Origin of the sequence: Corynebacterium mendelii, assembly GCF_017307055.1 — a bacterium.
Lineage (GTDB): Bacteria > Actinomycetota > Actinomycetes > Mycobacteriales > Mycobacteriaceae > Corynebacterium > Corynebacterium mendelii.
In genome coordinates, this window is record NZ_JAFLEQ010000017.1 from 85,959 (window position 1) to 109,831 (window position 23,873).

The 23,873-nt window shown below is 64.5% G+C and carries 19 protein-coding genes and 1 pseudogene; 4 read left to right on the plus strand and 16 right to left on the minus strand.

All coding sequences use genetic code 11. From position 1 onward, the window contains the following. Positions 1–28: 28 nt before the first annotated feature. The 4 genes from cysS to JZY06_RS10740 form a co-directional block, all read right to left on the minus strand. Entirely contained in the window at positions 29–1,414 is a 1,386-nt protein-coding gene (gene cysS / locus JZY06_RS10725) for a cysteine--tRNA ligase (protein ID WP_207279556.1), read from the minus strand. A 222-nt stretch (positions 1,415–1,636) separates the two neighbouring features. Continuing rightward, positions 1,637–2,137 (minus strand): 2-C-methyl-D-erythritol 2,4-cyclodiphosphate synthase, encoded by a 501-nt coding sequence (ispF, locus tag JZY06_RS10730; protein ID WP_330617271.1) that lies wholly within the window; start codon positions 2,135–2,137, stop codon positions 1,637–1,639. Beyond that, the gene (gene ispD / locus JZY06_RS10735; RefSeq protein WP_377769053.1) at positions 2,130–2,900 is read right to left on the minus strand and encodes a 2-C-methyl-D-erythritol 4-phosphate cytidylyltransferase; all 771 of its coding nucleotides are present in this window, start codon (positions 2,898–2,900) and stop codon (positions 2,130–2,132) included. The genes ispF and ispD overlap by 8 nt, the downstream gene beginning before the upstream one ends. 147 nt (positions 2,901–3,047) lie before the next feature. Further along, positions 3,048–3,665, minus strand: a complete 618-nt coding sequence (locus tag JZY06_RS10740; RefSeq protein WP_207279557.1) for a CarD family transcriptional regulator — start codon at positions 3,663–3,665, stop codon at positions 3,048–3,050. Between the two features lie 640 nt (positions 3,666–4,305). On the opposite strand from JZY06_RS10740, the gene JZY06_RS10745 reads away from it, so the two are divergent. Both JZY06_RS10745 and radA read left to right on the plus strand, forming a co-directional pair. Beyond that, a complete protein-coding gene (locus tag JZY06_RS10745) occupies positions 4,306–4,881 on the plus strand; it encodes a hypothetical protein (protein WP_207279558.1) in 576 nt (191 codons plus the stop codon). Positions 4,882–5,202: 321 nt separating this feature from the next. Next, complete coding sequence (gene radA / locus JZY06_RS10750; protein ID WP_207279559.1) at positions 5,203–6,615, plus strand: DNA repair protein RadA; 1,413 nt, start codon at positions 5,203–5,205, stop codon at positions 6,613–6,615. A gap of 93 nt (positions 6,616–6,708) precedes the next feature. On the opposite strand, the gene JZY06_RS10755 is transcribed toward radA, so the two are convergent. Next, the gene (locus JZY06_RS10755) at positions 6,709–7,485 is read right to left on the minus strand and encodes a hypothetical protein (RefSeq protein WP_242516951.1); all 777 of its coding nucleotides are present in this window, start codon (positions 7,483–7,485) and stop codon (positions 6,709–6,711) included. A 107-nt stretch (positions 7,486–7,592) separates the two neighbouring features. Next, on the minus strand, positions 7,593–8,261 hold the full coding sequence (locus JZY06_RS10760; RefSeq protein ID WP_207279560.1) for a carbonic anhydrase: 669 nt from the start codon (positions 8,259–8,261) through the stop codon (positions 7,593–7,595). A 288-nt stretch (positions 8,262–8,549) separates the two neighbouring features. On the opposite strand from JZY06_RS10760, the gene JZY06_RS10765 reads away from it, so the two are divergent. Next, positions 8,550–9,485, plus strand: coding sequence for an A/G-specific adenine glycosylase (locus tag JZY06_RS10765; protein ID WP_207279561.1), 936 nt, complete (start codon positions 8,550–8,552; stop codon positions 9,483–9,485). Between the two features lie 260 nt (positions 9,486–9,745). Here JZY06_RS10765 and JZY06_RS10770 read toward each other — a convergent pair. Both JZY06_RS10770 and JZY06_RS10775 read right to left on the minus strand, forming a co-directional pair. Further along, positions 9,746–11,002, minus strand: a pseudogene (locus JZY06_RS10770) (threonine/serine ThrE exporter family protein); the annotation flags it as partial. A gap of 505 nt (positions 11,003–11,507) precedes the next feature. Continuing rightward, positions 11,508–14,186, minus strand: coding sequence for an ATP-dependent Clp protease ATP-binding subunit (locus tag JZY06_RS10775; protein WP_207279562.1), 2,679 nt, complete (start codon positions 14,184–14,186; stop codon positions 11,508–11,510). A gap of 411 nt (positions 14,187–14,597) precedes the next feature. Here JZY06_RS10775 and JZY06_RS10780 point away from each other — a divergent pair, with 411 nt between their 5' ends. Next, the gene (locus JZY06_RS10780) at positions 14,598–15,278 is read left to right on the plus strand and encodes a Pr6Pr family membrane protein (RefSeq protein WP_207279563.1); all 681 of its coding nucleotides are present in this window, start codon (positions 14,598–14,600) and stop codon (positions 15,276–15,278) included. A 440-nt stretch (positions 15,279–15,718) separates the two neighbouring features. Here the strand turns inward: JZY06_RS10780 and lysS are convergent, their stop codons facing one another. From lysS to folE, 8 genes are all read right to left on the minus strand, one after another. Then, positions 15,719–17,314 carry a lysine--tRNA ligase gene (gene lysS / locus JZY06_RS10785; protein WP_207279564.1) on the minus strand — a complete coding sequence of 532 codons (1,596 nt, stop codon included), beginning with the start codon at positions 17,312–17,314 and terminating at the stop codon, positions 15,719–15,721. Positions 17,315–17,388: 74 nt separating this feature from the next. Next, positions 17,389–18,198, minus strand: coding sequence for a 6PGD fold domain-containing protein (locus JZY06_RS10790; protein WP_207279565.1), 810 nt, complete (start codon positions 18,196–18,198; stop codon positions 17,389–17,391). A gap of 31 nt (positions 18,199–18,229) precedes the next feature. Beyond that, the gene (locus tag JZY06_RS10795) at positions 18,230–20,653 is read right to left on the minus strand and encodes a DUF6779 domain-containing protein (protein WP_207279566.1); all 2,424 of its coding nucleotides are present in this window, start codon (positions 20,651–20,653) and stop codon (positions 18,230–18,232) included. Positions 20,654–20,837: 184 nt separating this feature from the next. After that, the gene (locus tag JZY06_RS10800) at positions 20,838–21,311 is read right to left on the minus strand and encodes a DUF3180 domain-containing protein (protein WP_330617272.1); all 474 of its coding nucleotides are present in this window, start codon (positions 21,309–21,311) and stop codon (positions 20,838–20,840) included. A 122-nt stretch (positions 21,312–21,433) separates the two neighbouring features. Continuing rightward, positions 21,434–21,958, minus strand: coding sequence for a 2-amino-4-hydroxy-6-hydroxymethyldihydropteridine diphosphokinase (gene folK, locus JZY06_RS10805; RefSeq protein WP_207279568.1), 525 nt, complete (start codon positions 21,956–21,958; stop codon positions 21,434–21,436). Positions 21,959–22,009: 51 nt separating this feature from the next. Next, positions 22,010–22,402, minus strand: a complete 393-nt coding sequence (gene folB / locus JZY06_RS10810) for a dihydroneopterin aldolase (RefSeq protein ID WP_207279569.1) — start codon at positions 22,400–22,402, stop codon at positions 22,010–22,012. Then, positions 22,395–23,213, minus strand: coding sequence for a dihydropteroate synthase (folP, locus tag JZY06_RS10815; RefSeq protein ID WP_207279763.1), 819 nt, complete (start codon positions 23,211–23,213; stop codon positions 22,395–22,397). The genes folB and folP overlap by 8 nt, the downstream gene beginning before the upstream one ends. A gap of 92 nt (positions 23,214–23,305) precedes the next feature. Continuing rightward, the gene (gene folE / locus JZY06_RS10820; RefSeq protein WP_207279764.1) at positions 23,306–23,866 is read right to left on the minus strand and encodes a GTP cyclohydrolase I FolE; all 561 of its coding nucleotides are present in this window, start codon (positions 23,864–23,866) and stop codon (positions 23,306–23,308) included. Between the last annotated feature and the right edge of the window lie 7 nt (positions 23,867–23,873).

Sequence of the window (23,873 nt, forward strand, 5' to 3'; positions counted from 1 at the left end):
AAGAAAAACAGCTTCCGCGCAAAGCCTGTCAGCGGTCCTGTTTCAACGACCACTGCGGGCCGTCGGCGGTGTCGGTGACCTCAATGCCGGCAGCGGCCAGGCGGTCACGCACCGCGTCAGCGGTGGCCCAGTCTTTGTCCGCCCGGGCGGTGGCACGGCGCTCAAGCTCCGCGGAAATCAGGGTGTCAAGGGCTTTGGTGGCGGCCACCGGCACCCCGGTGTCCTCTTTCGCCCAATGCCCATCAAGCGGATCCACCCCGAGGATCGCCATCATGGCGCGGACTTGACCGGCCACTTCCTGTGCCGCTGCGGTGTCGTTGCCGGCCAGCAGGCTGTTGCCGCGGCGGACCGTGTTGTGGATTTCGGCCAGGGCTTTCGGCACCGCCAGGTCATCATCCATGGCAGCGGCGAACACGTCGGTGACCTGTGTCGGGGCCTGGTCGGGGAAATGCTTGACGAAGCTTTCCACCCGGCGGAACGCCTGGGCGGCATCCAGCAGGGTGGCTTCGGAGTATTCGAGCATCGACCGGTAGTGGGCGCTGCCCAGGTAGTAGCGCAGCTCCACGGGACGCACCAGACCGAGCAGGTTTTCCACCGCCAGCACATTGCCCAGGGATTTCGACATTTTCTCCCCGGCCATGGTCACCCAGCCGTTGTGCATCCAGTAGTTGGCGAAACCATCGCCGGCGGCATGGGCCTGGGCGATCTCGTTTTCGTGGTGCGGAAATTTCAGATCAAGGCCGCCGCCGTGAATATCGAAGGTGCCGCCCAGGTATTTCGTCGCCATCGCCGAGCATTCCAGATGCCAGCCGGGGCGGCCCTCACCCCACGGGGTGGGCCAGGACGGCTCACCTTCTTTGGCGGCCTTCCACATGGTGAAATCACGGGGATCCCGTTTACCGGTGCCAGCGGATTCCCCCTGGTCCATCTCGTCGAGTTTCTGCCCCGACAGTTTTCCGTAGCCGTCGATCGACGCCGGGGAGCAGTACACATTGCCGTCAGCGGCATAGCCGTGGCCGGCGTCGATGATCTTTTCCATGTAGGTGATCATCTCGGTGATGTGGCCGGTGGCATGCGGCTCCAGTGACGGCGGGGTCACGCCGAGCTTGTCGTAGGCCCAGTTGAAGGCCCGCTCGTGGGTGGCGGCCCACTCCCACCAGGGGCGGCCGTTGTCCCGGGCTTTGGTGATGATCTTGTCGTCGATGTCGGTGACATTGCGGACAAACCACACATCGAAGCCTTCATGCTCCAGCCAGTTGCGGAGAATGTCGAAGGCGACACCGCTGCGAAGATGACCGATATGCGGCACCGACTGCACGGTCGCGCCGCACAGGTAGACGGTTGCCCGGCCGGGGGTCACCGGTGAAAAGTCACGGATCTCACGGTTGTATGTGTCGTATATGCGCAAAGTCACGATCCCCAATCTAACAGCCCCGGCGCCCGTCACTGGGCACCGCCGGGTAAAAAGCGGCGGTTTTTCCACCCTCCCCGGCTCCCCCACCCCGGCGCGGCACCACCGCACCCCTGTCCCGGTACGAAGGGCGTGCGCATGCACGGCAGCCGCACCACAACCACGGAGCCTGCGGGCGCGGCCGACAGTCCCCCGGCAGGGAAGGCGCTGCGGGGCGGCCCGCTGTCAGTTCCCCCGGTAGACCAGCGCCGTGGCGATGGCGGCACGGCCTGTCCCCTCGCCGGTAAAGCCCATGCCGTCTGTGGTGGTGGCCGCGATATTGACCGGGGCGTTGAGTGCCCGGCCGATGATCTTTTCGGCCTGGTCCCGGCGCGGACCCATCTTCGGGGTGTTGGCGATCAACTGCACCGAGACATTGCCGACAGCGAAACCGTGGTCTGCCAGCAGTGCCACGCATTCGCCGACAAGACGGAGACCGGAAGCACCCTCGTATTCTTTGCGCCCCACCCCGCAAAAAGATCCCAAATCCCCCAGGCCCGCGGCCGCCAGCAGTGCATCGACAATGGCGTGGGCGACCACATCGCCGTCGGAGTGCCCCTCACAGCCGTCATCGCCGGGAAATTCCAGGCAGGCGATGTGGCATGGTTTTCCCTTCTCAATCTGGTGGGCGTCGAAACCCTGGCCGATACGCGGCAGAAGGGCACTGTTGCTGGGTTGATCAGTCACCGGGTACCTCGAAAACGGTTTTTTCGGCCTGCTCGGTCAGCTGGCAGGCGAGCAGAAAGTCCATGGGGGTGGTGACCTTCATCGCCATCGGATCGCCGTTGACGGTGGTGACGGTGTGCCCGTGCCATTCCATCAGCGATGCGTCATCGGTGGCTTCAAAAGGTGTGTCGGAGGCGAAATAGTCGGCGTTGGCCTGCCGGAGGGCCGCCAGGTCAAAGCCCTGCGGGGTTTGCACGGCCCGGAGATTGGCCCTGACCGGGGTCCCGGTGACGGTGCGGCCGTCGACTTCTTTGATGGTGTCGGCCACCGGCACCACCGGGATGACCGCCGGGGCGCCTTCCAGGACAGCACCGGCCACCCGGGCAATCATCCCCGGAGGGGTCAGGGCGCGTGCCGCATCATGGATCAGCACCACCCCGTCGGCGTGGTCGATGGCCTCCAGGGCGCGCCAAACCGAATCAGCCCGTTCGGCTCCCCCCACCACCAGCCGCACCGGGATATCCAGCTCGAACAGCCCGCAGCCGGCGGCCAGTTTTTCGGCGTAGCCGAACATCTGGTCGGAGACGGTGACAATGATCTCGTCGACCACCCCGGAGGTGACCATGCCGGTCACCGACCGTTCCAGCAGGGTTTTTCCGTTCAACGGAACAAATGCTTTGGGAACTGTCGCCCCCAGTCTGGTGCCCTTGCCGGCTGCGGCCACCACACCGGTGACACTCCGGCGGGCAGCCGGGGTCGGGTCAACGGGGGCGGGGGTTGTCACCTTGAGTGTTTCTTCCGTTCCGTGAAAACTCGGCCGGGGCCGTGGGCTGGGTGGACAAAAAGAAAGAAAAACCGGGTTGAAAAAACTGCGGGGTCTTTCAACCGGCAACCGGCACCGCCGCACCGGTGGGCGCGGCGGGGACGGGCGTTAATCGTCGTCATCGTCGTCGATGTCGTCGAGATCGATGTCGTCATCGTCATCGTCGTCGAGATCATCCAGGTCGATGTCTTTGTTGGGGGCGGCGGTTTTCTTCTCCGCCGGCCCGGTCGAACCCTGGCGCTCAATGACGGCATCAAGCTCCGCGAGTATCTCCCGGGCGGTGTTTTCGTCGACTGCTTCAGCCAGGGCAAGTTCCCCGACCAGAATCTGACGGGCTTTGTTGAGCATGCGTTTTTCACCGGCGGACAGTCCCCGGTCCTGGTCGCGGCGCCACAGGTCACGGACGACTTCCGCCACCTTGTTGACATCCCCCGAGGCCAGCCGCTCCTGGTTGGCTTTGTAGCGCCGGGACCAGTTGCCTGCTTCCTCGACATCGGTTTCCCGCAGGACACCGAACACGCGGCGCAAACCTTCCTCGCCGACAACGTCACGCACACCGACGAGTTCGGCGTTTTTGGCCGGCACTTTCACCGTCAGATCGGACTGGTGGATTTGCAGGACGAGAAAGTCGAGTTCCTCGTCACCGACTTTCCTTTTTTCCATGCCCTCAATGACGGCGGCGCCGTGGTGCGGGTAGACGACGGTGTCGCCAACCTTGAACTCCATGCGTTTGATTCTCCTGCCAGCTTTGTCAACAAGCTTGTCGTTAAAAACTCAAGACTTCTTTTACCTGGTGCACAGGTGTTGTTTCCCGGCTGCGTCAGCCGACTGCACCATACAGCCCGGCAACCGTGTACCGGACGGGGATACGGTCGGCCATTCTATCATGCCGGCAACCAGCGTATTTCGGGCCGCTGACCGGTAAGTGGCCCGGGGTTTCGGACCACCGCGGCCGGCACGCCCCGGGCCATATCCCGGAACCGGCGGGACAGACAGAAAAGACAGCAGATGTTCTTGCCCCCGTTTTTTCGGCCGGGATCATCCCCCTGCCCTGTACGGGTTCGCTCCGGGCGCAGAGATCCCGTTGCCCGGCACCCCGGTGCCGCCGTCCCCGCCGGGGTGGATAACGTGGGATTGATCACGTTTCGGGACGCTGCCGCGTGCCCGAAAGCGGCCACAAGCCCCCACAGCGTCGGTTAAACTGGCCACACGGTTCCCGGGCGACAGATAACGCTTGCAAAAGTATGCCCCCGGACCACCCCTGTGAAGTGGTCTGAAACTGGGAGCGGCCCCACCCGAATACTAAGGTGTTTCCCAGAAGCTGATCCACCCGACCCCAAGTCTTCAGATGGAGGACGAACAAGTGATGACCCTCAAGTCCGTCGCACGGCCCGGTGCTGTCGCGGTGACCGCAGTAGCAGCCGCGCTGACCTTAGGTGCCTGCAGCGCCGGCCAGGTGTCCCAGACCGCCCACCAGGTTGCCGCCGTCAACGGCGCCTCAGCTGACACAGACAACGGTAAAGTCGGCGTCCGCGACGTCACCGTTGTTGTCAGTGATGACGATCCGATGGCTGACCTGAAATTCACCGCCATCAACAACGACACCGACATGAAGACCTACACCCTGAAGTCGGTGACCGTGGACGGCCAGAAAGTCACACTCGGCGATTCCCCCGAGCTTGCCCGCAACTGTCTGCTGGTGGCCGACACCCTGATGCAGGAAGACAACCTGCAGGTGCCGGAGAACTCCTGCATGTACTACACCACCGCCAATCTGAAAAACACCGGTTTCCCGGTCGGCGGCAGTGTTCCGGTGCAGTTCGACTTCGGTGACGGCACCACCGTGGCCGTTACTGCCGCTGTCGCCGAGCCGGTCCTGAAAGCCGGCAAGGTCGACCGCAACTACAAAGGTGACCACGCCGACAGCAAGGAAGGCCACTAAAGGCCCGGGGCTGTCCCGCCACGGTTGATTGATTGGTGCGTGGCGGCCGTAAAAACCCCGTGACAATTGTCCCTGCCCCACCGGCCGGACCCGGTGGCAGGGTCGGGTGAGTTTTTCTCGCACTCATGGCACAACGACCCCCAGCCGGGCACGGTGGCCCCCACCGTGCACCCCGCAGGCTGCGGGGTCTTTGTCGTGTCTTCAACAGGGTGCCGACAGTCACCGGCCGGGTGGGTGACCGCCGTGCCCGGCAGACGGCGCGGTGGGGTGGCGCAGGTATCCGGAAAGGCCGTCTCGCACCCCCGGACTATGTTTATCACCATGGCGAAAAGACCCCGGGTAATGCACAGCTGTTCCGAGTGCGGCTACTCCACACCCAAGTGGCTGGGCCGCTGCCCCGAATGCGGCTCGTGGGGAACCATGAGTGAGCAGGCTGTGGCCTCCCCCGGCACAGCCCCGGCGATTGCCACCCTGGCGCCCTCCAGTCCGGCACTGCCGTTGACCGATATCGATCCCGGGGCCGCGGTGCGCACCACCACCGGGATCGGTGAGCTGGACCGGGTGCTGGGCGGCGGCATTGTTCCCGGCTCGGTGGTGCTGCTGGCCGGGGAACCCGGGGTGGGTAAATCCACCCTGCTGCTGGAGGTTGCCTCCCGGTGGGCGAAACAGCCCACCACCTCCACCCGGGGTGGGGCGACCAGAACCGCGTTGTATGTGACAGCCGAGGAATCCGTCGGCCAGGTGCGCCTGCGGGCCGAACGCACCGGCACCATCGCCGACACCTGCTATCTGGCCGCCGAATCCGATCTGGAGGTCATCTTCGGCCATGTCGACACACTCAAACCGTCACTGGTGATCGTCGACTCGGTGCAGACGGTGCGCGCCCCGGGGGTGGAGGGAACAGCCGGTGGGGTCGCCCAATCCCGGGCGGTGACCGCAGGGTTGACCAGTTTGGCCAAATCCACCGGAATCCCGATTCTGCTGGTCGGCCACGTCACCAAAGACGGCGCTGTGGCAGGCCCCCGGGTGCTGGAGCACCTGGTGGATGCGGTCCTCGGTTTCGAGGGCGACAAACACTCCTCGCTGCGGATGCTCCGGGGAATCAAAAACCGTTTCGGCGCCACCGATGAGGTCGGCTGTTTCGAACAGACCGACGGCGGTATCCGGGAAGTCCCCGACCCGTCGGGACTGTTTTTGTCCCACCGGGACACCACCCCCGACGGGGCGGCGGTCACGGTGGCCGTCGACGGGCTGCGCCCCCTGCTGGCCGAAGTGCAGGCCCTGGTTGTCGAATCCCCCCGCCAGACCAATCCGCGGCGGGCCGTCACCGGCCTGGACCCCACCCGGGTGCCGATGATTCTGGCTGTACTGCAGGCCCGGGCGAAAGTGACCGGCACCTCCAACCAGGATGTGTATGTGGCCACGGTGGGCGGAATGAAAGTCACCGAACCGGCCGCCGATCTGGCCATCGCCCTGGCTGTGGTGTCAGCCCAGACCAGCCGGGTGATCGCGCCGGGCACAGTGGCTGTCGGTGAACTGGGGTTGGCCGGTGAAATCCGGCGGGTCCCTGATCTGGGGCGACGGCTGAAAGAAGCCGCCCGGCTGGGTTTCACCCGCGCTCTGGTGCCGCAGGCCGGCCTGTCGGATACCGCTGTTCCGGCCACCATGACCGTCCGGGGGGTCGCCAGCCTGGCAGAGGCTGTGGCCGGTGTTTTCGGCGACGCCACACGCTAGTTTTTTCCGGGACCCCGGCCCACAGCACCGTGTCGGCGGGGCAGTGTTTTTTACCCGGCAGCCCGGTTGTCCCCCCATCCACGGCGGGAGTGATCAGCGGCTCAAATCAGCCGGCGGGGCCAGGTTGAAGGTTTTCGCGTCGGAATGATTGCTGCCGATCAGCGCGTGCAGGTAGAAACCACCGGGGGCGGCTTCCGGGCGGAGTTCACATGCGCCGGGGGCTGATTCGGTGCGTGACCACACCGCCTCGTAGTAGGTTTCCTTGCCCGCCGGGAACGTCTGGGTACCGGTTCCCTCAGAGGAATTGCAGTCCACATCGGCCCACACCCGGCGGTTGGTTGCCAGATCATAGACCTCGAAGCGCAAAATATTGTCGTTCAGGTCGATGACACAGTCCGCCGTGGTCGGATTGCTGACCGTCATATAGAACTTCGGCATTTCACCGGGACTGTAGGTAGACTTGTCGGTGGTGGCGGTGACCACCAGATCGTCCAGCTGGCAGGTGTTTTTCACCGGGGCTTCCCGCACCACAGTGGTGGTCGGCGCCATGGTCTGCTCGCCGGTTTCGGCCGGCGGCGCGGTGGTCACCCCCTGGGTGGGTTGATCCGACGGCGTTACGGAAGTGGTGGACGCCCCCGTGCCGCTGGCCTGGGTGGTTGTGGTCTCCACGGCGCCGGACTGCTGGCTGTCGCCGGTTGTGGCCCCGCCGAACAGCGTCATGATCCAGATGATCACCGCGACCACGGCGATCAGGACCACCAGTGCCGCCACCCGGCGGCGGATGTAGATTTTCCTCGGCAGCGGGCGGTGGCCGGGGGCCCCGCCGGGGCGGGCGGGATCCGGACGACCGTGACTCTGACGCGACTCCATAACCTGTTACTTTAAGGCGGGGTCACAGCCGAACGTGCGATAGGCGCACCCCGGCGTGTCCCACGGCGGCGGTTCTGCACCGGCCGGGGCGGGCCGGGTTTTTTCACTCACGCCCCGTCGGGGAAGGCTTCCTCCCAGTCGGATTCCCGGAAACCGACCTCCACCAGCGGGTCGGCCAACCCGTCGCTGAGCCGGTAGCGCACCCCCACCAGGCCGCACATGCCCGCAGTGACCCGGGCTTTGATTTCCGGCGACCGGGACAGCACCTGGTCGACGGTTTCACCGACATGGCGTTCCTCCATTTCGGCGATCGTGCCGGTTCCGGCCGCCCGGGCCTCCATAATCGACGGCGATACTTTTTCGATCAGGACGCGCTGGTAGCCGTTGGGAATGCCTTTGCCGTCAATGGCGTCCACGGTGGCCTGCACCGCGCCGCAGGATTCATGGCCCATCACCACCACCAGCGGCACATGCAGTGATTCCACCGCGTATTCCAAAGAACCCAGCACCGCCATGTCGATGATTTCCCCGGCGGTGCGCACCACAAACAAATCCCCCAGCCCCTGGTCGAAGATCATCTCCACCGGGGCGCGGGAATCAGAACACGCCAGCACCGCGGCAATCGGCGACTGCCCCAACGTCAATTCCAGGCGCCTGCGCCGGTCCTGGTTGGGTCTTTCGGTTTTGAAATCCATGAAACGCCGGTTGCCGTCTTTCAGCGCCCGCCAGGCGGCGGAGGGGGTCTGCGGGCGGTCGGTGGTGATTGTCCGGGCCATATCGGTGGGCTTTCTTTCGCGGGTGGGCTGGGAAGGACACCATCACGGTAAACACAATCCCCACGCCCCGGGGCGTGAAAGGACACGCGGTGCCTTCCGGGACCATTATGACTCCCCCGTTCAGGCGACGGGGCGTAAACCCGGTGTGATACTGGTCGAATACCATCCGCCCGACTGCTTCGACCTGCACCTCACCCATCGGCTGCCGCTGCCCGCCCCGGCACCGGCGGGTGTCATCTGGCGCTTATCATCCCCCGCGGGCCGCAACCGGCTACAATCCGCATCACCATGACCGTCCCCAGCACCAGCACCAGCACCCGCACACCCCCACCGGTTGATCCGGCATATCTGGCTGATGTGCTGTGCCGCTGGTACCGGATGCACCGGCGGCAGCTTGCCTGGCGCACCGCTTCCACCAGCCCCTGGGGTGTGCTGGTCAGTGAGGTCATGAGCCAGCAGACACCGGTTGCCCGGGTGGAACCCGCCTGGCGCGACTGGATGCGCCGCTGGCCCACTCCCACCGATCTGGCGGCTGCGACACCGGCGGAGGTGATTACCGCGTGGGGAAACCTGGGATACCCGCGGCGGGCGCTGAGGCTGAAAAGCGCCGCCGAGACAATAGCCGCCGACCACGCCAACCGGGTGCCGGAGGATCTTGACCAGCTGCTGGCTCTTCCCGGTATCGGCGACTACACCGCCCGGGCGGTGGCCTGTTTCGCCCACGGGCACAATGTGCCGGTGGTTGACACCAATGTCCGGCGGGTCATCGCCCGACTGGTCAAAGCCCGGCCGCTGGCCGGCAACGCGAAAAAATCCGATCTGGCTGATGCCGCGGCCCTACTGCCCGATGATCCGGATACCGGACCGGTGGTGTCTGTGGCTTTGATGGAACTGGGGGCCCTGGTGTGTACCGCTGCCGCGCCGCAGTGCGGCAGCTGCCCGGTTGCCGCAGTATGCGCCTGGGTTGCGGCCGGTCAACCGGAACCGGATGCGGGCGAGCTTGTGGCGGCGAAAAAACGGGTGCAGAAATTCACCGGCACCGACCGGCAGGTGCGCGGAAAAATCATGGCGGCGCTGCGCGGGGGTACCGCCAGCATCACCGACGAAGAGATATCGCGCCTGTGGCCGGATGGCATCCAGCTCCGGCGGTGCCTGGACAGTCTCATCAGCGACGGGCTGGCCGAACACACCGGTGGCGGACGCTACCGGCTGCCGCAGCAGTAGCACACAACCGGCTGTGGTGGCGGGTGCCACCGCTAGTCGGGAAACACTTCTCCGCCGCGGTCGCGGCGCGGCAAGGCACCGGGATCTGTCGGCTCGGCGGGAAAACGGCCGTGGTCTTTGTCGCGGAGCAGCCTGCCGCGCAGGGTCGTGGTGTCGGTGTGCGGCAGCCGGGTGAGCAGGTTCGTCGGTTTGGCGACCTCCCCGATCTTTTTGGCCGCGGTTTTCACCACCGTCGGCTGCGGCAGATCATCGACCGGGTCGAGCGGTTTGGAAAAGTCAATCACCCGGCCGAAGGTCCAGTTCCGGTCGGTGAGCATGCGGGCGGCGGCCAGACCCGCGGCAATGAACACCACCACCAGGCAGGCTGTTGCCGCATTGCCGATGGCCTGATCCATATTGCGGGTGTTGAGGTAGTACATCGAGCGGTACATCGCCACCCCGGGAATCATGATCACTGAGGCCGGGACTGTGACCGTAATCCGCGGGATGCGGGCGGTGTTGGCCACCACCGCGGCAATCAGGCCGATAATCAGGCCGGCGACGAAACCGCCGTACTGGACGGAAACATCATGCCCCACCATCACCAGGCGCACCATATTGCCGACCACGGCAACACAGGCCGCGGTCAACACCATCCTGCGGGAGGAATTGAACAGCACCGAAAAGCCCGCCACACCGACAAATGTCGCCCCGGCGGCGGCAATGTACCAGCCGGCATCCGGCGGCCCGGGGGCTGCCGGCAGCGGGTTCAACCCGGTCACGGCAGAGACCATGCCCACCGAAATCGTGGCGGTCAAAATCACCGACAGGGCATACGTCAACCGGGCCACCCCGGCGTCAATGTCGAAGCGGGACAAATCCAGCAGGGAGGAAAACAGCGGGAAACCGGGAATGAGGAACAGGGCGGCGGCCACATACCCGGCGGCAAAGCTGGAAGGATCCCGGTCGGTGAGGTTCAGGGTGACAATGAGCATCGTCACCGCGTAGTACATCAGCGCCGATGCGGCACCGGCCACCGCCACGGTGCCCAGCTGGTTGAAATGCCTGCGGCCGAACACGGTGCGCACATACTGACCGAATGCGGCGGCAATGGCAACCACCGGGATTTCAGCCCACGGGTAGTGGTTGAGCACCGCGAACGCCCCACAGGCGAAACCCGAGGCCAGCACCACCGAGGTTCTACTCCAGCGCTGGTTGACATTGGCATCGATGTAGTCGAGTGCCTCGTTGAGGTCGTCGACACTGATGCGGTGGTGCAGTCTGTGGGTGAGGTTTTCCAGCGCCTCGATACGGGAAGCATTGACAGCCGGGTTCTGCCGCACCGACACCACGGTGCGGAAATGCTCCCCCTCCCGGAAGGTGCAGGTGATCGTATTGACCCCGACAATCGGATCCAGGCCGTCGAAGCCGAGCGCCCGGGCGGCACGTTTCATGCCGCGCATCACCCGGTAGCCGGCGGTCCCGGACTCCATGAGCATGGTGCCCAAACGGATCACCGCTTCCGCTTCAACTCCCAGTTCATGCTGGACTTTCGCCTCCTGGGTCCACTTGAGATCCTCGGGGGGTTTGCGGCTCGCGTCTTTTTGACCGGACACTGCTTAACCGGCCACCTTCCTAATCTGCGGTCGTCGCCCGGACGGGGAAACAACCGCCGGGAATGAACACCCGTCGATGGAACCGTCAGGCGGGCGTGGCCATTTTAATCCCGCCACACCACCGTCAGGCAACACGGTTTCACATCAAATAAAAGCACCGGGCGTATTCACCGGCGCGGCAGCCCTGCAGTCAACACCACCCCGGCAACGCCCGTTAACGCAGAAAAACAGTGCTTTTCACCACCCGGCGGACAGGTGTTTTCGGGGCGGTGAAAATTGCCGGCGTGAGATTGGTCCCACCGGTTTGGCAGCAGGTGAAAAAACCGGCGGGACCCGGGTGGGGCGCAGCGACCTGGCCCACCCGGATCCCGCCGGGAATATGTGCCCCCATCCGCCGGTGACACAGCATGCCACCGGCGGCAACAAGCTAGCTCTTGTCGGAGTCCGCGGCGTCACTTTCCTCGATCAGAAAGGCGGTCTCGGTCTCCGGAACCTCGTTGTCACCTGCCGCATCGGCGACATCCTTGATCGCTTCACGGGTGTCGTCGGAGTAGTCCTCGAACTTGTCCTCCGGCAGCGGCTTCGGCCGCGGGGTGAAGGTGAACTCCGCGTCCTTGCCCTTGCCCGTGCCGTCCCAGTTGTCGACACCGACGGTGACGATCTCGCCGGCACCCAGTTCGCCGAAGAGAATCTTCTCGGACAACACATCCTCGATCTCGCGCTGGATGGTGCGGCGCAGCGGCCGGGCGCCGAGCACCTGGTCGAAACCGCGTTTGGCCAGCAACTGACGGGCCTGGTCGGTCAGTTCGATCCCCATGTCTTTTTGCGCCAGGGCCTTTTCGATGCGGTGCATCAAAAGGTCGACCATCTCGACGATCTGGTCGCGGGTCAGCTGGTGGAAGACCACGATGTCATCGATACGGTTGAGGAACTCCGGACGGAAGTGCTTTTTCAGCTGGTCGTTGACCTTCTGCTTCATCCGGTCGTACTGGTCGTCCTCATCCATGCCGGTCTGGCCGGAGAAACCGAGACCCACGGCCTTGGAGATGTCCTGCGTGCCGAGGTTCGAGGTGAAAATCAGCACCGTGTTCTTGAAGTCGACGATGCGTCCCTGGCCGTCGGTGAGGCGGCCTTCTTCCAGCACCTGCAGCAGCGAGTTGTAGATCTCTTTGTGGGCTTTTTCGATCTCGTCGAACAGCACCACCGAAAACGGCTTGCGGCGGACCTTCTCGGTCAGCTGCCCGCCCTCTTCGTAGCCGACGTAGCCGGGGGGTGAGCCGAACAGGCGCGAAGCGGTGAACCGGTCGTGGAATTCACCCATGTCGATGGAGATGAGGGCATCTTCCTCGCCGAACAGGAACTCGGCCAAAGCCTTCGACAGCTCTGTTTTACCGACACCGGAGGGACCGGCGAAGATAAACGAACCGGAGGGCCGCTTCGGATCCTTCAGGCCCGCACGGGTACGCCTGATCGCCTTGGACACGGCTTTGACCGCATCGTCCTGGCCGATGATGCGCTTGTGGAGTTCGTCTTCCATGCGCAGCAGGCGGGAGGATTCCTCCTCGGTGAGTTTGAACACCGGGATACCGGTCCAGGTGCCCAGCACTTCGGCGATCTGCTCCTCGCCGACCTCGGCGATTTCCTCCAGGTCACCGGAACGCCACTGCTTTTCCCTCTCGGCGCGTTCCTCGGAAAGTTTGCGTTCTTTGTCCCGCAGGCCCGCAGCTTTCTCGAAGTCCTGGTTGTCGATGGCGGCTTCTTTTTCCCGCCGCACATCGTTGATGCGCTCGTCGATTTCCCTCAAGCCCTCCGGCGCGGTCATCCGCTTGATGCGCATGCGGGCACCGGCCTCGTCGATTAAGTCGACGGCCTTGTCGGGCAGGAACCGGTCGTTGATGTAGCGGTCCGACAGGTTGGCGGCAGCAGCCAGCGCACCATCGGTGATGGAGACCCGGTGGTGGGCCTCGTAGCGGTCCCGCAGACCTTTGAGAATGTCGATGGTCATCTCGACGGAGGGCTCGGGCACCTGCACCGGCTGGAAACGACGCTCCAGGGCGGCGTCCTTTTCGATGTGCTTGCGGTACTCGTCGAGGGTGGTGGCACCGATGGTCTGCAGTTCACCGCGGGCCAGTTTCGGCTTCAGCAGGCTGGCTGCGTCAATGGCGCCTTCCGCGGCACCGGCACCGACCAGGGTGTGGATCTCGTCGATGAACAGGATGATGTCACCGCGCTGGTTGATTTCTTTCAGCACCTTTTTCAGGCGTTCCTCGAAATCACCGCGGTAGCGGGAACCGGCCACCAGGGAACCCAGATCCAGCGAGTACAGCTGCTTGTCTTTGAGTGTCTCCGGGACTTTGCCGTTGACGATATCCAGCGCCAGGCCCTCGACGACGGCGGTTTTACCGACACCGGGTTCACCGATGAGCACCGGGTTGTTCTTGGTGCGCCGGGAAAGCACCTGCATAATGCGTTCGATCTCTTTTTCACGGCCGACAACCGGATCCAGTTTGCCTTCCTTGGCCGCCAGCGTGAGGTTCCGGCCGAACTGGTCGAGAACCAGTGAATTGGAGCGCTCACCGGGACCACCCTGCGGGCGGCCGCCGGGGGCGGCACCGGCTCCGGCGGTTTCCGGACCGGCCGGCATTTCCGGGGAGCCGGACTGGTTGTTGTCGTAACCGGACAGCAGTTTGATGACCTGCTGGCGCACGGAGGGAAGATCCGCCCCCAGTTTCACCAGCACCTGGGCTGCCACGCCTTCGCCCTCACGGACCAGGCCGAGCAGCAGGAATTCGGTGCCGATGTAGCGGTGGCCCATCTGCAGACCCTCGCGCAGCGACAGTTCAAGAACCTTCTTGGCGCGGGGGGTAAACGGGATATGGCCGGTGTGCGGCTGCGAGCCGTGGCCGATGATTTCCTCGACCTCCTGGCGCACCGCATCCAGGGAAATACCCATCGACTCAAGTGCCTTGGCGGCAACTCCCTCACCCTCGTGGATGAGGCCGAGCAAAATGTGCTCGGTACCGATGTAGTTGTGGTTTAAAAGCCGGGCCTCTTCCTGCGCCAGCACGATGACGCGGCGGGCCCGGTCGGTGAACCTCTCGAACATTAGCCATTCCCTTCACACGCAAAGATCATTCTCAGTAAGTGGGTCCACTCTAACGCGGCGGCCCGATATTGCCTGCCCGCTTGGCGCAGGCAGCCTGTGGACAAGACACACCCACCCCCACAAAAAATAATTGTTTTTCCTGCTCAACGCATATTTCCCGGTATGAATTACGCACTGTACGCCTTAAGCGAACAGCAGGTCATCACCTGGGGTTCACACCGGCCGCAGCCCCGCGGCAGCAGGCACAGACGTGGTTGTCCCCCAACCCGGCGGGAGCATCCCCGGCGGGCTGCACCCCCTTCCAGCATCCGGTCAAGGGACTGTTCACATCTGCTGTGCAGCCCGAACAGCCGTTTTTACCGGCGGGGGTGCCGGGGACAGTTCCAGCTCAAGCGCCGGTATCGTGATGGCGTGCAGCACATTGTCATCACACGCATCAGCCTTGCTGTCAGCGCCCTGGCGGCCATCGTTTTGACGGTGGCGTCCTGGGCGACCGCACAGGAGCCTTTCTCCGATTGGCCGGAGTTTTCCACCGCCGGCGAAAAGCTTCTCGCCTACTACTCCTACTTCACGATCTGGTCGACTCTGGCCGCGATCCTGTTCGGGCTGATTGTGCTGGCACGAAGCCGTTTTTCGGCGGTCCTGCGGATCAATGCGGTCACCATGATCGCGGTGACCGGCATTGTCTACAACTTCGTGCTCACCCACGACCCGTACCACGGGGTGTGGACAATTACCTCCCCGACGATGCACACGGTGCTTCCGTTTGCGGTACCGCTTGTGTGGCTTGTGTCGATCCCGGCCCGCGGCAGGTGCGACGTGACGTTCAAAACCGTCGCCTGGTGTCTGGTGATCCCGGTGACCTGGACGGCGTGGATGCTCTACCGCGGTGAGGTCACCGGCGGGTTTTACCCCTACAGCATTGTTGATGTGCCCACCATCGGCTGGGGTGCGACGATCCGCAATATTGTCCTGGTCTACGTGTTTTTCTTTGTTCTCGCCGGATTCATGGCAATGATCGAACGCGCAGTCTTATCGCTGCGCGGCAGGGGGCAAACAGCCAGGTTCGTCCACCCCGCAAGTGTGGGGTGATCCCTCCGGCCAACCCGCCGGGAAACCAACCATGCTTTCCCGGCGCACGATGCCACAGCTGTCTGGCGCCGGTGTTTCCGGGCGGGGATGAAAGGGCGCTGTTTTAGCGTGTGCGAGCGGTTTTCATCGCGGAAATTTTTACACGCATTGTGTGCCTTGCCCCTTTACTCCCCAGCCGTTTTACGCACACAGCTGCGGCGCCGCCCGCTCCTACCGCGTGGGCCGGTCAACCGGCGCAACACGGTGGCATGCGCCTCCCGCTTGTTCTCCCCGCCCGGTTGAGACTGCCCGGTCCACGGCAGCCGCCGACGGGGACGGTTTTTTCTTGCCGTGACACGACTGCGGCCCGCGCCAGGATGTGCCCGGTGGTGACACCGGGGCACAGCCTGACGCGGGCCGTGGCGGGCAACCTCATCGGCTGCCGGTGGTTGTTTGACCTTCTACTGTTTTGCTTCGGGTTTGACAATCGGGAACAGCACGGTTTCCCGGATACCCAGGCCGGTCAGGGCCATCAGCAGGCGGTCGATACCCATGCCGCAGCCGGCGGTGGGCGGCATGCCCTGTTCCATGGCGGTGAGGAAGTCCTCGTCGAGCACCATGGCTTCGTCATCGCCGTTGGCGGCCAGGCGGGCCTGGTCGACGAAACGTTCCCGCTGGATAACCGGGTCAACCAGCTCCGAGTAGCCGGTGGCCAGTTCAAAACCGCGGACATAGAGGTCCCATTTTTCGGTCACGCCTGGTTTGGAGCGGTGCTGGCGGGTCAGCGGGGAGGTCTCCACGGGGAAGTCACGCACGAAAATCGGGCCTTCCAGCTGGTCTTCGCACAAGACCTCCCAGATTTCCTCCACCAGTTTGCCGTGGCCCCAGCCGCCGTGTTCGGGAACCGATAGGCCGATGACATCGGCGATGGCTTGGAGCTCCTCAACGGTGGAATCAATGGTGACTTCCGGCTGGCCGGGGAATTTGCGCTGCAGCGCCTCGTTGAGCGAGGGATACATTTCGATGGTTGTCCACTTGTCCCCGCCGAGGTCGTACTGGCTGCCGTCGGCCAGGGTGACGGTGGTGGAGCCGAAGACTTCCACCGCCACGGCCTGGATGAGGTTTTTGATGGTTTCCGCGCCGTCGTCGTAGGTGCCCCACGCCTGGTAGGTCTCCAGCATGGCGAATTCCGGCGAGTGGGAGGAATCCACGCCTTCGTTGCGGAAGTTGCGGTTGACCTCGAAGACCCGGTCGATACCGCCGACCACGCACCTTTTCAGATACAGCTCGGGGGCGATACGCAGGTAGAGGTCGATATCCAAAGCATTGGAGTGGGTGACAAACGGCCGGGCCGCGGCGCCGCCGTGCAGGGTCTGCAGCATCGGGGTTTCAACCTCGACGAAGCCTTCGCCTTCCAGGTGGTGGCGCAGGGCACGCATCACTTTGATGCGGGTCATGGCGTTGGCGCGGGCCTGTTCCCGCATAATCAGGTCGGTGTAGCGGTGCCTGATGCGGGTGTCCTCGCTCATCTCCTTGTGGGCCACCGGCAGCGGCCGGATCGCCTTGGAGGCCATCTGCCACCTGGTGGCCATCACCGACAGCTCACCCCTCTTGGAGGAGATAACCCGGCCGGTGACAGAGACAATATCGCCCAGGTCCACATCGGACTTCCACAGGGCGAGCGCGTCATCGCCGACTTCCCGAAGCGACAGCATGGCCTGCAGCTGGGTGCCGTCGCCGTCCTGCAGGGTGGCAAAACACAGTTTGCCGGTGTTGCGGACGAAAATAACGCGGCCGGCGACCGAGACCACATCGTCGGTTTCCTCGCCGACACCCAATACGGTGACACCGTCGCGCGGGGTGGCCGTGTCCCCTTCGGCGACCACGGTGTAGGCCTCGCGCACCTGTTTCAGGGAATGGGTGCGCTCCACCTGCACCGGGTAGGGATCCATGCCCTGCTCGATGAGTTTGGCCCGCTTGTCTTTGCGGATGCGGATCTGCTCGGGGGCATTGTCGTCGTCGTTGTCGGGGACCGGGGTGTTTTTTGCTTGACTCACGGCCACAAGACTAGTCCACCTTCATGCAGCACAGCACGGACAGGTCCCGCCGGGCCGCGGCGGGACCGCCGCGGTCAGCTGCCGGCGGTGTGGGTCCACAGTTCCACATCCAGCGCACCGGTTGTTTGCGCCGTGCGGCGGATCAGATGCATGAACGCCTCGGCAGCTGAGGGATCAGTCACTGCCGCATGGGCCAGGGCAGCCTCATCCGGGTCCCCCAGTCCCGCGGTGTAGCCGCAGGCGGGCTGCTGGTTGTGTTGGCGGCGGGCCGCCGGTGGCTCCAACCCGGCCTGCACGGTTTGGGCCAGCAGATGGCGCAAAGCCGCGACCGCGAATTCCCGCTCCCCCACAGCAGAAGTCAATTGGTTGACTGCATCACTGATCACTGTGGCGGTGTGTCCGGTTGCCTGCGCCAGGGCGGCGGCCAGCCCGGGGCGCATGCTGTCCGGGACATCGAGTACCCGGCCCTGAAGATCCTCGATGAATACTTCCGTCACCGCTTTATTGCGCAGCCCGTGGGCGGTGACAGCCCAGAAACATCCGTCAAGATTATCCGGGTGGGCGGCGTCAAGTACCGCCAGCGGAGTGGCGGCGGCAATGATGCGCTGGTCACCGGCCGCGGCCAGCGGAGCCACCCCGACCGAGGCACAGGTGTGGATGATGATGCGGTTGGACGCCGCCGGGGTGAAATGGCCGGCAAAGGCCAGCAGATTGTCCCGGTGCAGATCAATCAGGAGCAGTTCACTTGCCAGTACAGTCTCATCCGGGCTGCCGGAACTGCCGCCGGGGACCGGGGACGGCGGGATACGGGTGATACCGGTGACCACATGCCCTGCCTGAACCAGACGGCCCGCCAGGATTTCTCCTGACGGGCTGTCGGTCACGATTCCAGCATGCAGTGCCGGGGTTGAATGATCAGGAATTTTTCTTCCTTTTCTCCCGCGACAGGCGCAGCAGATCGGCCACACTCACATCATCGGCGCCATCGGCCCGGCGGGCCCGGTCGATGATCCCGAAGTCGGCCTCATCGATAACCTCCGGTTCGGGTGCGGCAGCCTGGGGGGTGTCGGGGCGTTCCTCACGACGGTGGCCGGCGGGGCTGGTGTCACCGGTGGCGGCGGTGCCGCCTTCGTCCCAGCGCACCGACGCAAAGGAACCGGTGTCAAAGGATCCGCCGCCGCGGGTGTCACGGCGGTGCCGGCGCGGGGTGCCGTCGTCACGGTAGGTGGCGTTGACCTCCTGTACCGAGAACACCGAACGGTCCGGTTCCTGTTCGTCGCGGGAATGACGGTGCGGGCGGTTACGGCGGGCGGCCTCAGAGTTGTCGTCGAATACCAGCGGTCCGGTGGCGGTCATGGCGATACGGCCCTTACGCGCCCGGGCGGCATGCTCGTCGTTTTCCGCGGCGATCCGCTCGGCCTCCCGGCGGCGGGCCTGCTCTTCAGCAGCCTTCCTGCGGGCTTCTTCCTCAGCCTTTTTACGGGCTTCTTCCTCGGCGCGGCGGCGGGCTTCCTCTTCGGCCCGCTGCCGGGCAGCTTCCATCGCGCGGCGGCGTGCTTCCTCTTCCGCTTTGCGGCGGGCTTCCTCAGCCTTGCGTTTTTCCTCTTCAGCCTTCTTACGGGCCTCTTCCTCGGCCTTGCGGCGGGCCTCTTCCTCGGCGCGGCGGCGGGCCTCTTCCTCGGCCTTCTTCCGCGCTTCCTCCTCAGCCTTGCGCTTTTCCTCTTCAGCCTTCTTGCGAGCCTCTTCCTCGGCGCGGCGACGGGCTTCTTCCTCGGCCTTCTTCCGGGCTTCCTCTTCGGCTTTACGCTTGGCTTCCTCAGCCTTGCGTTTTTCCTCTTCAGCCTTCTTGCGAGCCTCTTCCTCGGCCTTGCGTTTGGCTTCTTCCTCGGCCTTGCGGCGGGCTTCCTCTTCAGCCTTGCGGCGGGCCTCCTCAGCCTTGCGCTTTGCTTCCTCTATGCGGCGTTGACGCTCTTCCTCGGCCTTCTTCCGGGCTTCCTCTTCGGCTTTACGCTTGGCTTCCTCAGCCTTGCGTTTTTCCTCTTCAGCCTTCTTACGGGCCTCTTCCTCAGCCTTGCGTTTAGCTTCTTCTATGCGGCGCTGGCGCTCTTCCTCGGCTTTGCGCCTGGCTTCTTCCTCGGCCTTCTTCCGGGCTTCCTCTTCGGCTTTACGCTTGGCTTCCTCGGCCTTGCGTTTTTCCTCTTCAGCCTTCTTACGGGCCTCTTCCTCTGCCTTGCGTTTGGCTTCTTCCATGCGGCGCCGGCGCTCTTCCTCGGCCTTCTTCCGCGCTTCCTCCTCAGCCTTGCGCTTTTCCTCTTCAGCCTTCTTACGGGCCTCTTCCGCGGCCTTGCGTTTGGCTTCCTCGGCCTTGCGCTTGGCTTCTTCCAGGGCACGCTGGCGGGCCTGCTCGGCTTTGCGCCTGGCTTCCTGCTCGGCTTTGCGTTTGGCGTCCTCGATCTGCTTGCTGCGCCGCTGCTCGTCGGCTTTGCGCTGCTGTTCCTGCAGTTCGCGGGCCTTGTCGGCGGCGCTTGTTTCTTCGTTCGCCGGGGCTTGCTGCTGTTCCTGCTGCTTGCGGCGGCGGAGTTCCTCAGCTTTTTTGGTTGCTTCTTCGTTGGCCTTTTTGCGGGCTTCCTCGGCTTTGCGTTTGGCCTGGGCATCGGCTTCGGCCCGCTGCCGTTTGATGGCTTCGGCTTTTTTGGCCGCGTCGCTGGCACCGGAGGAATCGGCGGCGCTGCGTTCCTGGTCGCGGCGCTGCTTTTCCAGTTCTTTGCGGCGTTTATCGGCCTGCTCAGCATGGTCGGGTCCGGCGGTGTAGGTCGCCACCATATCGGCGTCCGGCCAGTCGGTGCCGGTCAATTCACCGCGTCGGCGGGCCTCGACATGCAGGGTGGGGGGATCATAGGTCCAGTCACCGCCGGTGAGTGCTTCCAGGACGGCGCGCATCTCCGCCAGCTGCGCGGAGATCTCCGCCAGGGCCCGGTCCTGCTGGTCGCGCAGCGCATCGGCGTAGTTTTGCTCCATGAGCAGCTCCTGCTCACGGTGCAGTTCCTGCTCGTGGGCAAGCTCCGCGGCATGGGTGCGCGACATTTCGGTGGCGCGGGATTTTTCATGCGCCCATTGCCTGCGGTACCGGGAGACTAGGAATACCCCGAGAAACGATGCCCACAATGCCGCCAACGCCGCGACTTTCATCACGGCGGCGGAATCGGTGAACAGCATGGCGATCGACGCGCCGAGGGCGAGGATCACCAAAACCGTCAGGACGATTTGTCCGCGGTCGGTTGCTTGGGACTCGTTTTCCTCGAGTTCGGCTTCAGTACCCTGCGGCACGGTGTCACTCATGGCTTCCAATCTGTCCGGGTAAAAAAATTCGACTGGCCTTTTACCCCACAATGTTACGCGATCGTGTCCTGTATGTACCCATTCAGGCTGCAAGTCACATCGGTACCACCGGCCCCGCCTACCCCACGCACCAGGCCGGGAGGGGATCACAATGGCCTGCTCAGCACCAAAAAATCCGGGGCGCCTAGGCTTGTTCGGCGGCCTGTGCGGCGGGTGGGGGCGGGGCCTGGCAGGAGCGTTCCAGATACACTCCGGCCACGCTGAGCACCAGCCCACCGGCCAGGCTGGCCAGGGCGCCGGGAAAATCATCGGCCGCCGCGTCCAGGACCGGCAGCTTCATGGCCAGCCAGGCGGTGACCCCCAGATAGGCGCCACCCACAATCGCCCCGGTCCAGGCTGAGGCCCGGCCGACCACCAGCCACTGGGCCACCTGGGTGGGGCTGATCTGGCTGCGGTCCATGCCGACTTTGCGGTCGTCGATCATGCCGCGGATTTTCCGCCCCATGACAAAGCACACCAGCCCCAGCGCCCACAGCGTGACCGAGGCCCCGACCGCGGCGGGCGGCAGGGATCCGTAGAAGCGGCGCACCAGAATGAAAGCGGCGGCCGCGCAGAAACAACCGGCGAACACCAGGTTCGCTGTTGCGGTCTTCGTCACCGGTGCGTCCTTTCTCCACTGGCGCCACGCCAGCCTGATCGTGTGTTGTCCCCTGCCGTGGCATCCGCTTTTTGCCCGGGATGCCGCAGCTGAAAAGGGCATGTGTTGTATTGACTTGTTTTTTACCGGCTTGTTTCCCGCGGCGGAAAACTCGCCACCGCCCGCAGCTGGCCGATATCGGCCGGGTCGAGTTCTTTGACCCATTCCCTCACCGTCCGGCCCAGCAGCTGTGCATCCGGTTCGGCTTCCAGCCACGGCAGGAGGACAAAAGCCCGGGAAGTGGCCCACGGGTGCGGCAGGGTGAGCACCGGATCGTCGGAGAGGATCTCTTCCTGTCCGCTGTCACCGTCGGGTGTTGTGCACTGCACGATATCGACGTCAAGGGTGCGTGGCCCCCAGCGGATGGTGCGTTTCCTTTCCGCCGCATCCTCCAGCGCCTGGCCTTCCCGCAGCAGCTGCAGCGGGGTCAGGGAGGTGTCGACGACAAGGATCGCGTTGAGGTATTCGTCCTGTTCCACCCCACCCCACGGCGGGGTGGCCCACATCGAGGAGACTGCCACAAGATCGTGGTAAAAATGCCGGTAGACACCGGTCATCAGGGCTAACCGGTCGTTCATGTTCGACCCGATGGAGATCACCGCACGCATCAGGGTGCCCCCCTTTCCGCCCGTAGTCGGCCGCAGATATCCCGCATGGTCTCACTCCCCCGCCCGGCCCGGGCCGCGCCGTGGCCGGGAGCGTCGGGCCACCACCGCCACATCGTCGAAACGCTGCGGCAGCGGGGCCTGGGGTTTGTGCACCGTAACCTCCACGGCATGCAGCATCTGGTAGGTGGCCAGCACATCATCGGCGATGCGGGCGGCCACGGTTTCGATCAGGTTGACCGGTTGGGCGGACACTATTTTTTCCGCAATCCCGGCAACATCGGCGTAGCTGACGGTGGCGGCAATATCATCGGTGGCGGCGGCCGGCGCGCAGTCCAGCCACAGCCGGATATCGACCACGAAGGGCTGCGGGGTGGTTTTTTCCTCTTCCAGCACCCCGTGGCAGGCGGTGAAATGGAGGCCGGTGATCTCAATACGGTCAGCCATCGCTACCACCTGCCCTGCCGGAGACCAGTGCCGCCACCTGACAGGCGTCGACGTTGGCGGCCACTTCGTGGGTGCGCACCGCCCACACTTTTTTCGCCGCGACCAGGGCAGTCAGCGCAACAGTCGCCCCGTCGGCATCCACCGGCGTCACCTGCCCCCGGCGGGCTGAACGGACCTGCTGCAGAAAGCGTTTGCGGCTGGCACCGACCAGAACCGGCCGGCCGTCGGCCATGATCGTGTCCAGCCCGCGGATCAGCGCCCAGTTGTCGGCCGGGGTTTTGGCGAAACCCAGCCCCGGGTCGACGGTGATCAAATGCTCGCCCACCCCGGCGGCGGCCGCCCGCCCGGCCAACCGGTCCAGGTGGGCGCGCACCTCGTCGACAATGGTGTCCGGATGGTGCCCGGCCAAGCCTGCGGCGTCACCGAAACGGTCGGTTTTCCAGTGCATCAGACAGCAGGCGATACCTGCGTCGGCGATGGCGGCGTACATGTCATTGTCGGCCAACCCCCCGGAGACATCGTTGATCAACACCGCCCCGGCGGCGGCCGCCTGCCGGGCGACTTCGGCCCGCATGGTGTCCACCGACACGGCGATACCGGCCGCCGACAGCTGCTCCACCACCGGTATCACCCGGTCCAGTTCCTGGTGTTCGGTGACTCTTGTTGCCCCGGGGCGGGTGGATTCACCGCCCACATCCACAATGGCCGCACCGGCGGCGGCCAGCTCTGTGCCGTGGGCGATGGCCCGGTCATGGTCGATGTAGCGTCCACCGTCGGAAAAAGAATCGTCGGTGACATTGACAATGCCCATCACCTGCGTGGTGGCGGCGGCGGGAATACCGGGAAGACTCACCGGCGGGAAGGCGGTGGTGGGTGAATGCGGGGCAGCCATCAGTGGGGTTTCTACCTTTTCATTCCGATCAAAGAGAGCACTTCCGCCCGGGAGGCGGCATTTTTCTTGAATCCGCCGCGCACCGCGGAGGTGGTTGTCACCGCCCCCGGTTTCCGGATGCCCCGCATCGACATGCACAGATGCTCGCACTCGAGGACCACGATCACCGCCTGTGGGTCGAGCCGGTCGACGATGGCGTCGGCGATCTGCCGGGTGAGCCGTTCCTGCACCTGGGGGCGTTTGGCGTACATGTCGGCCAGCCGCGCCAGTTTCGACAGGCCGGTGACGGTGCCGGTGTGGTTGGGAATGTAGCCGATGTGGGCGGTGCCGAAAAAGGGCACCAGGTGGTGTTCGCACACCGAATACACCGGGATATCACGCACCAGCACAATCTCCTGGTGGTCCTCGTTGAACACGGTCGACAGCTCCCCGGCCGGGTCGGTGTGCAGGCCGGCGAATATTTCCGCGCACGCCCGGGCCACCCGGGCCGGGGTGTCTTTCAGGCCTTCACGCTCCGGATCCTCGCCGATGGCCAGCAGCAGTTGTTTCACCGCGGCTTCCGCCCGCGGCATATCCACC

Excerpts from the sequence above, each read along its gene's own strand:
- JZY06_RS10740 (WP_207279557.1), bottom strand. The coding sequence starts at position 3,665 with ATGGAGTTCAAGGTTGGCGACACCGTCGTCTACCCGCACCACGGCGCC.
- JZY06_RS10745 (WP_207279558.1), top strand. The coding sequence starts at position 4,306 with ATGACCCTCAAGTCCGTCGCACGGCCCGGTGCTGTCGCGGTGACCGCA.
- radA (WP_207279559.1), top strand. The coding sequence starts at position 5,203 with ATGGCGAAAAGACCCCGGGTAATGCACAGCTGTTCCGAGTGCGGCTAC.
- JZY06_RS10755 (WP_242516951.1), bottom strand. The coding sequence starts at position 7,485 with ATGGAGTCGCGTCAGAGTCACGGTCGTCCGGATCCCGCCCGCCCCGGC.
- JZY06_RS10760 (WP_207279560.1), bottom strand. The coding sequence starts at position 8,261 with ATGGCCCGGACAATCACCACCGACCGCCCGCAGACCCCCTCCGCCGCC.
- JZY06_RS10765 (WP_207279561.1), top strand. The coding sequence starts at position 8,550 with ATGACCGTCCCCAGCACCAGCACCAGCACCCGCACACCCCCACCGGTT.
- JZY06_RS10775 (WP_207279562.1), bottom strand. The coding sequence starts at position 14,186 with ATGTTCGAGAGGTTCACCGACCGGGCCCGCCGCGTCATCGTGCTGGCG.
- JZY06_RS10795 (WP_207279566.1), bottom strand. The coding sequence starts at position 20,653 with ATGAGTGACACCGTGCCGCAGGGTACTGAAGCCGAACTCGAGGAAAAC.
- folK (WP_207279568.1), bottom strand. The coding sequence starts at position 21,958 with ATGCGTGCGGTGATCTCCATCGGGTCGAACATGAACGACCGGTTAGCC.
- folB (WP_207279569.1), bottom strand. The coding sequence starts at position 22,402 with ATGGCTGACCGTATTGAGATCACCGGCCTCCATTTCACCGCCTGCCAC.
- folP (WP_207279763.1), bottom strand. The coding sequence starts at position 23,213 with ATGGGCATTGTCAATGTCACCGACGATTCTTTTTCCGACGGTGGACGC.
- folE (WP_207279764.1), bottom strand. The coding sequence starts at position 23,866 with ATGCCGCGGGCGGAAGCCGCGGTGAAACAACTGCTGCTGGCCATCGGC.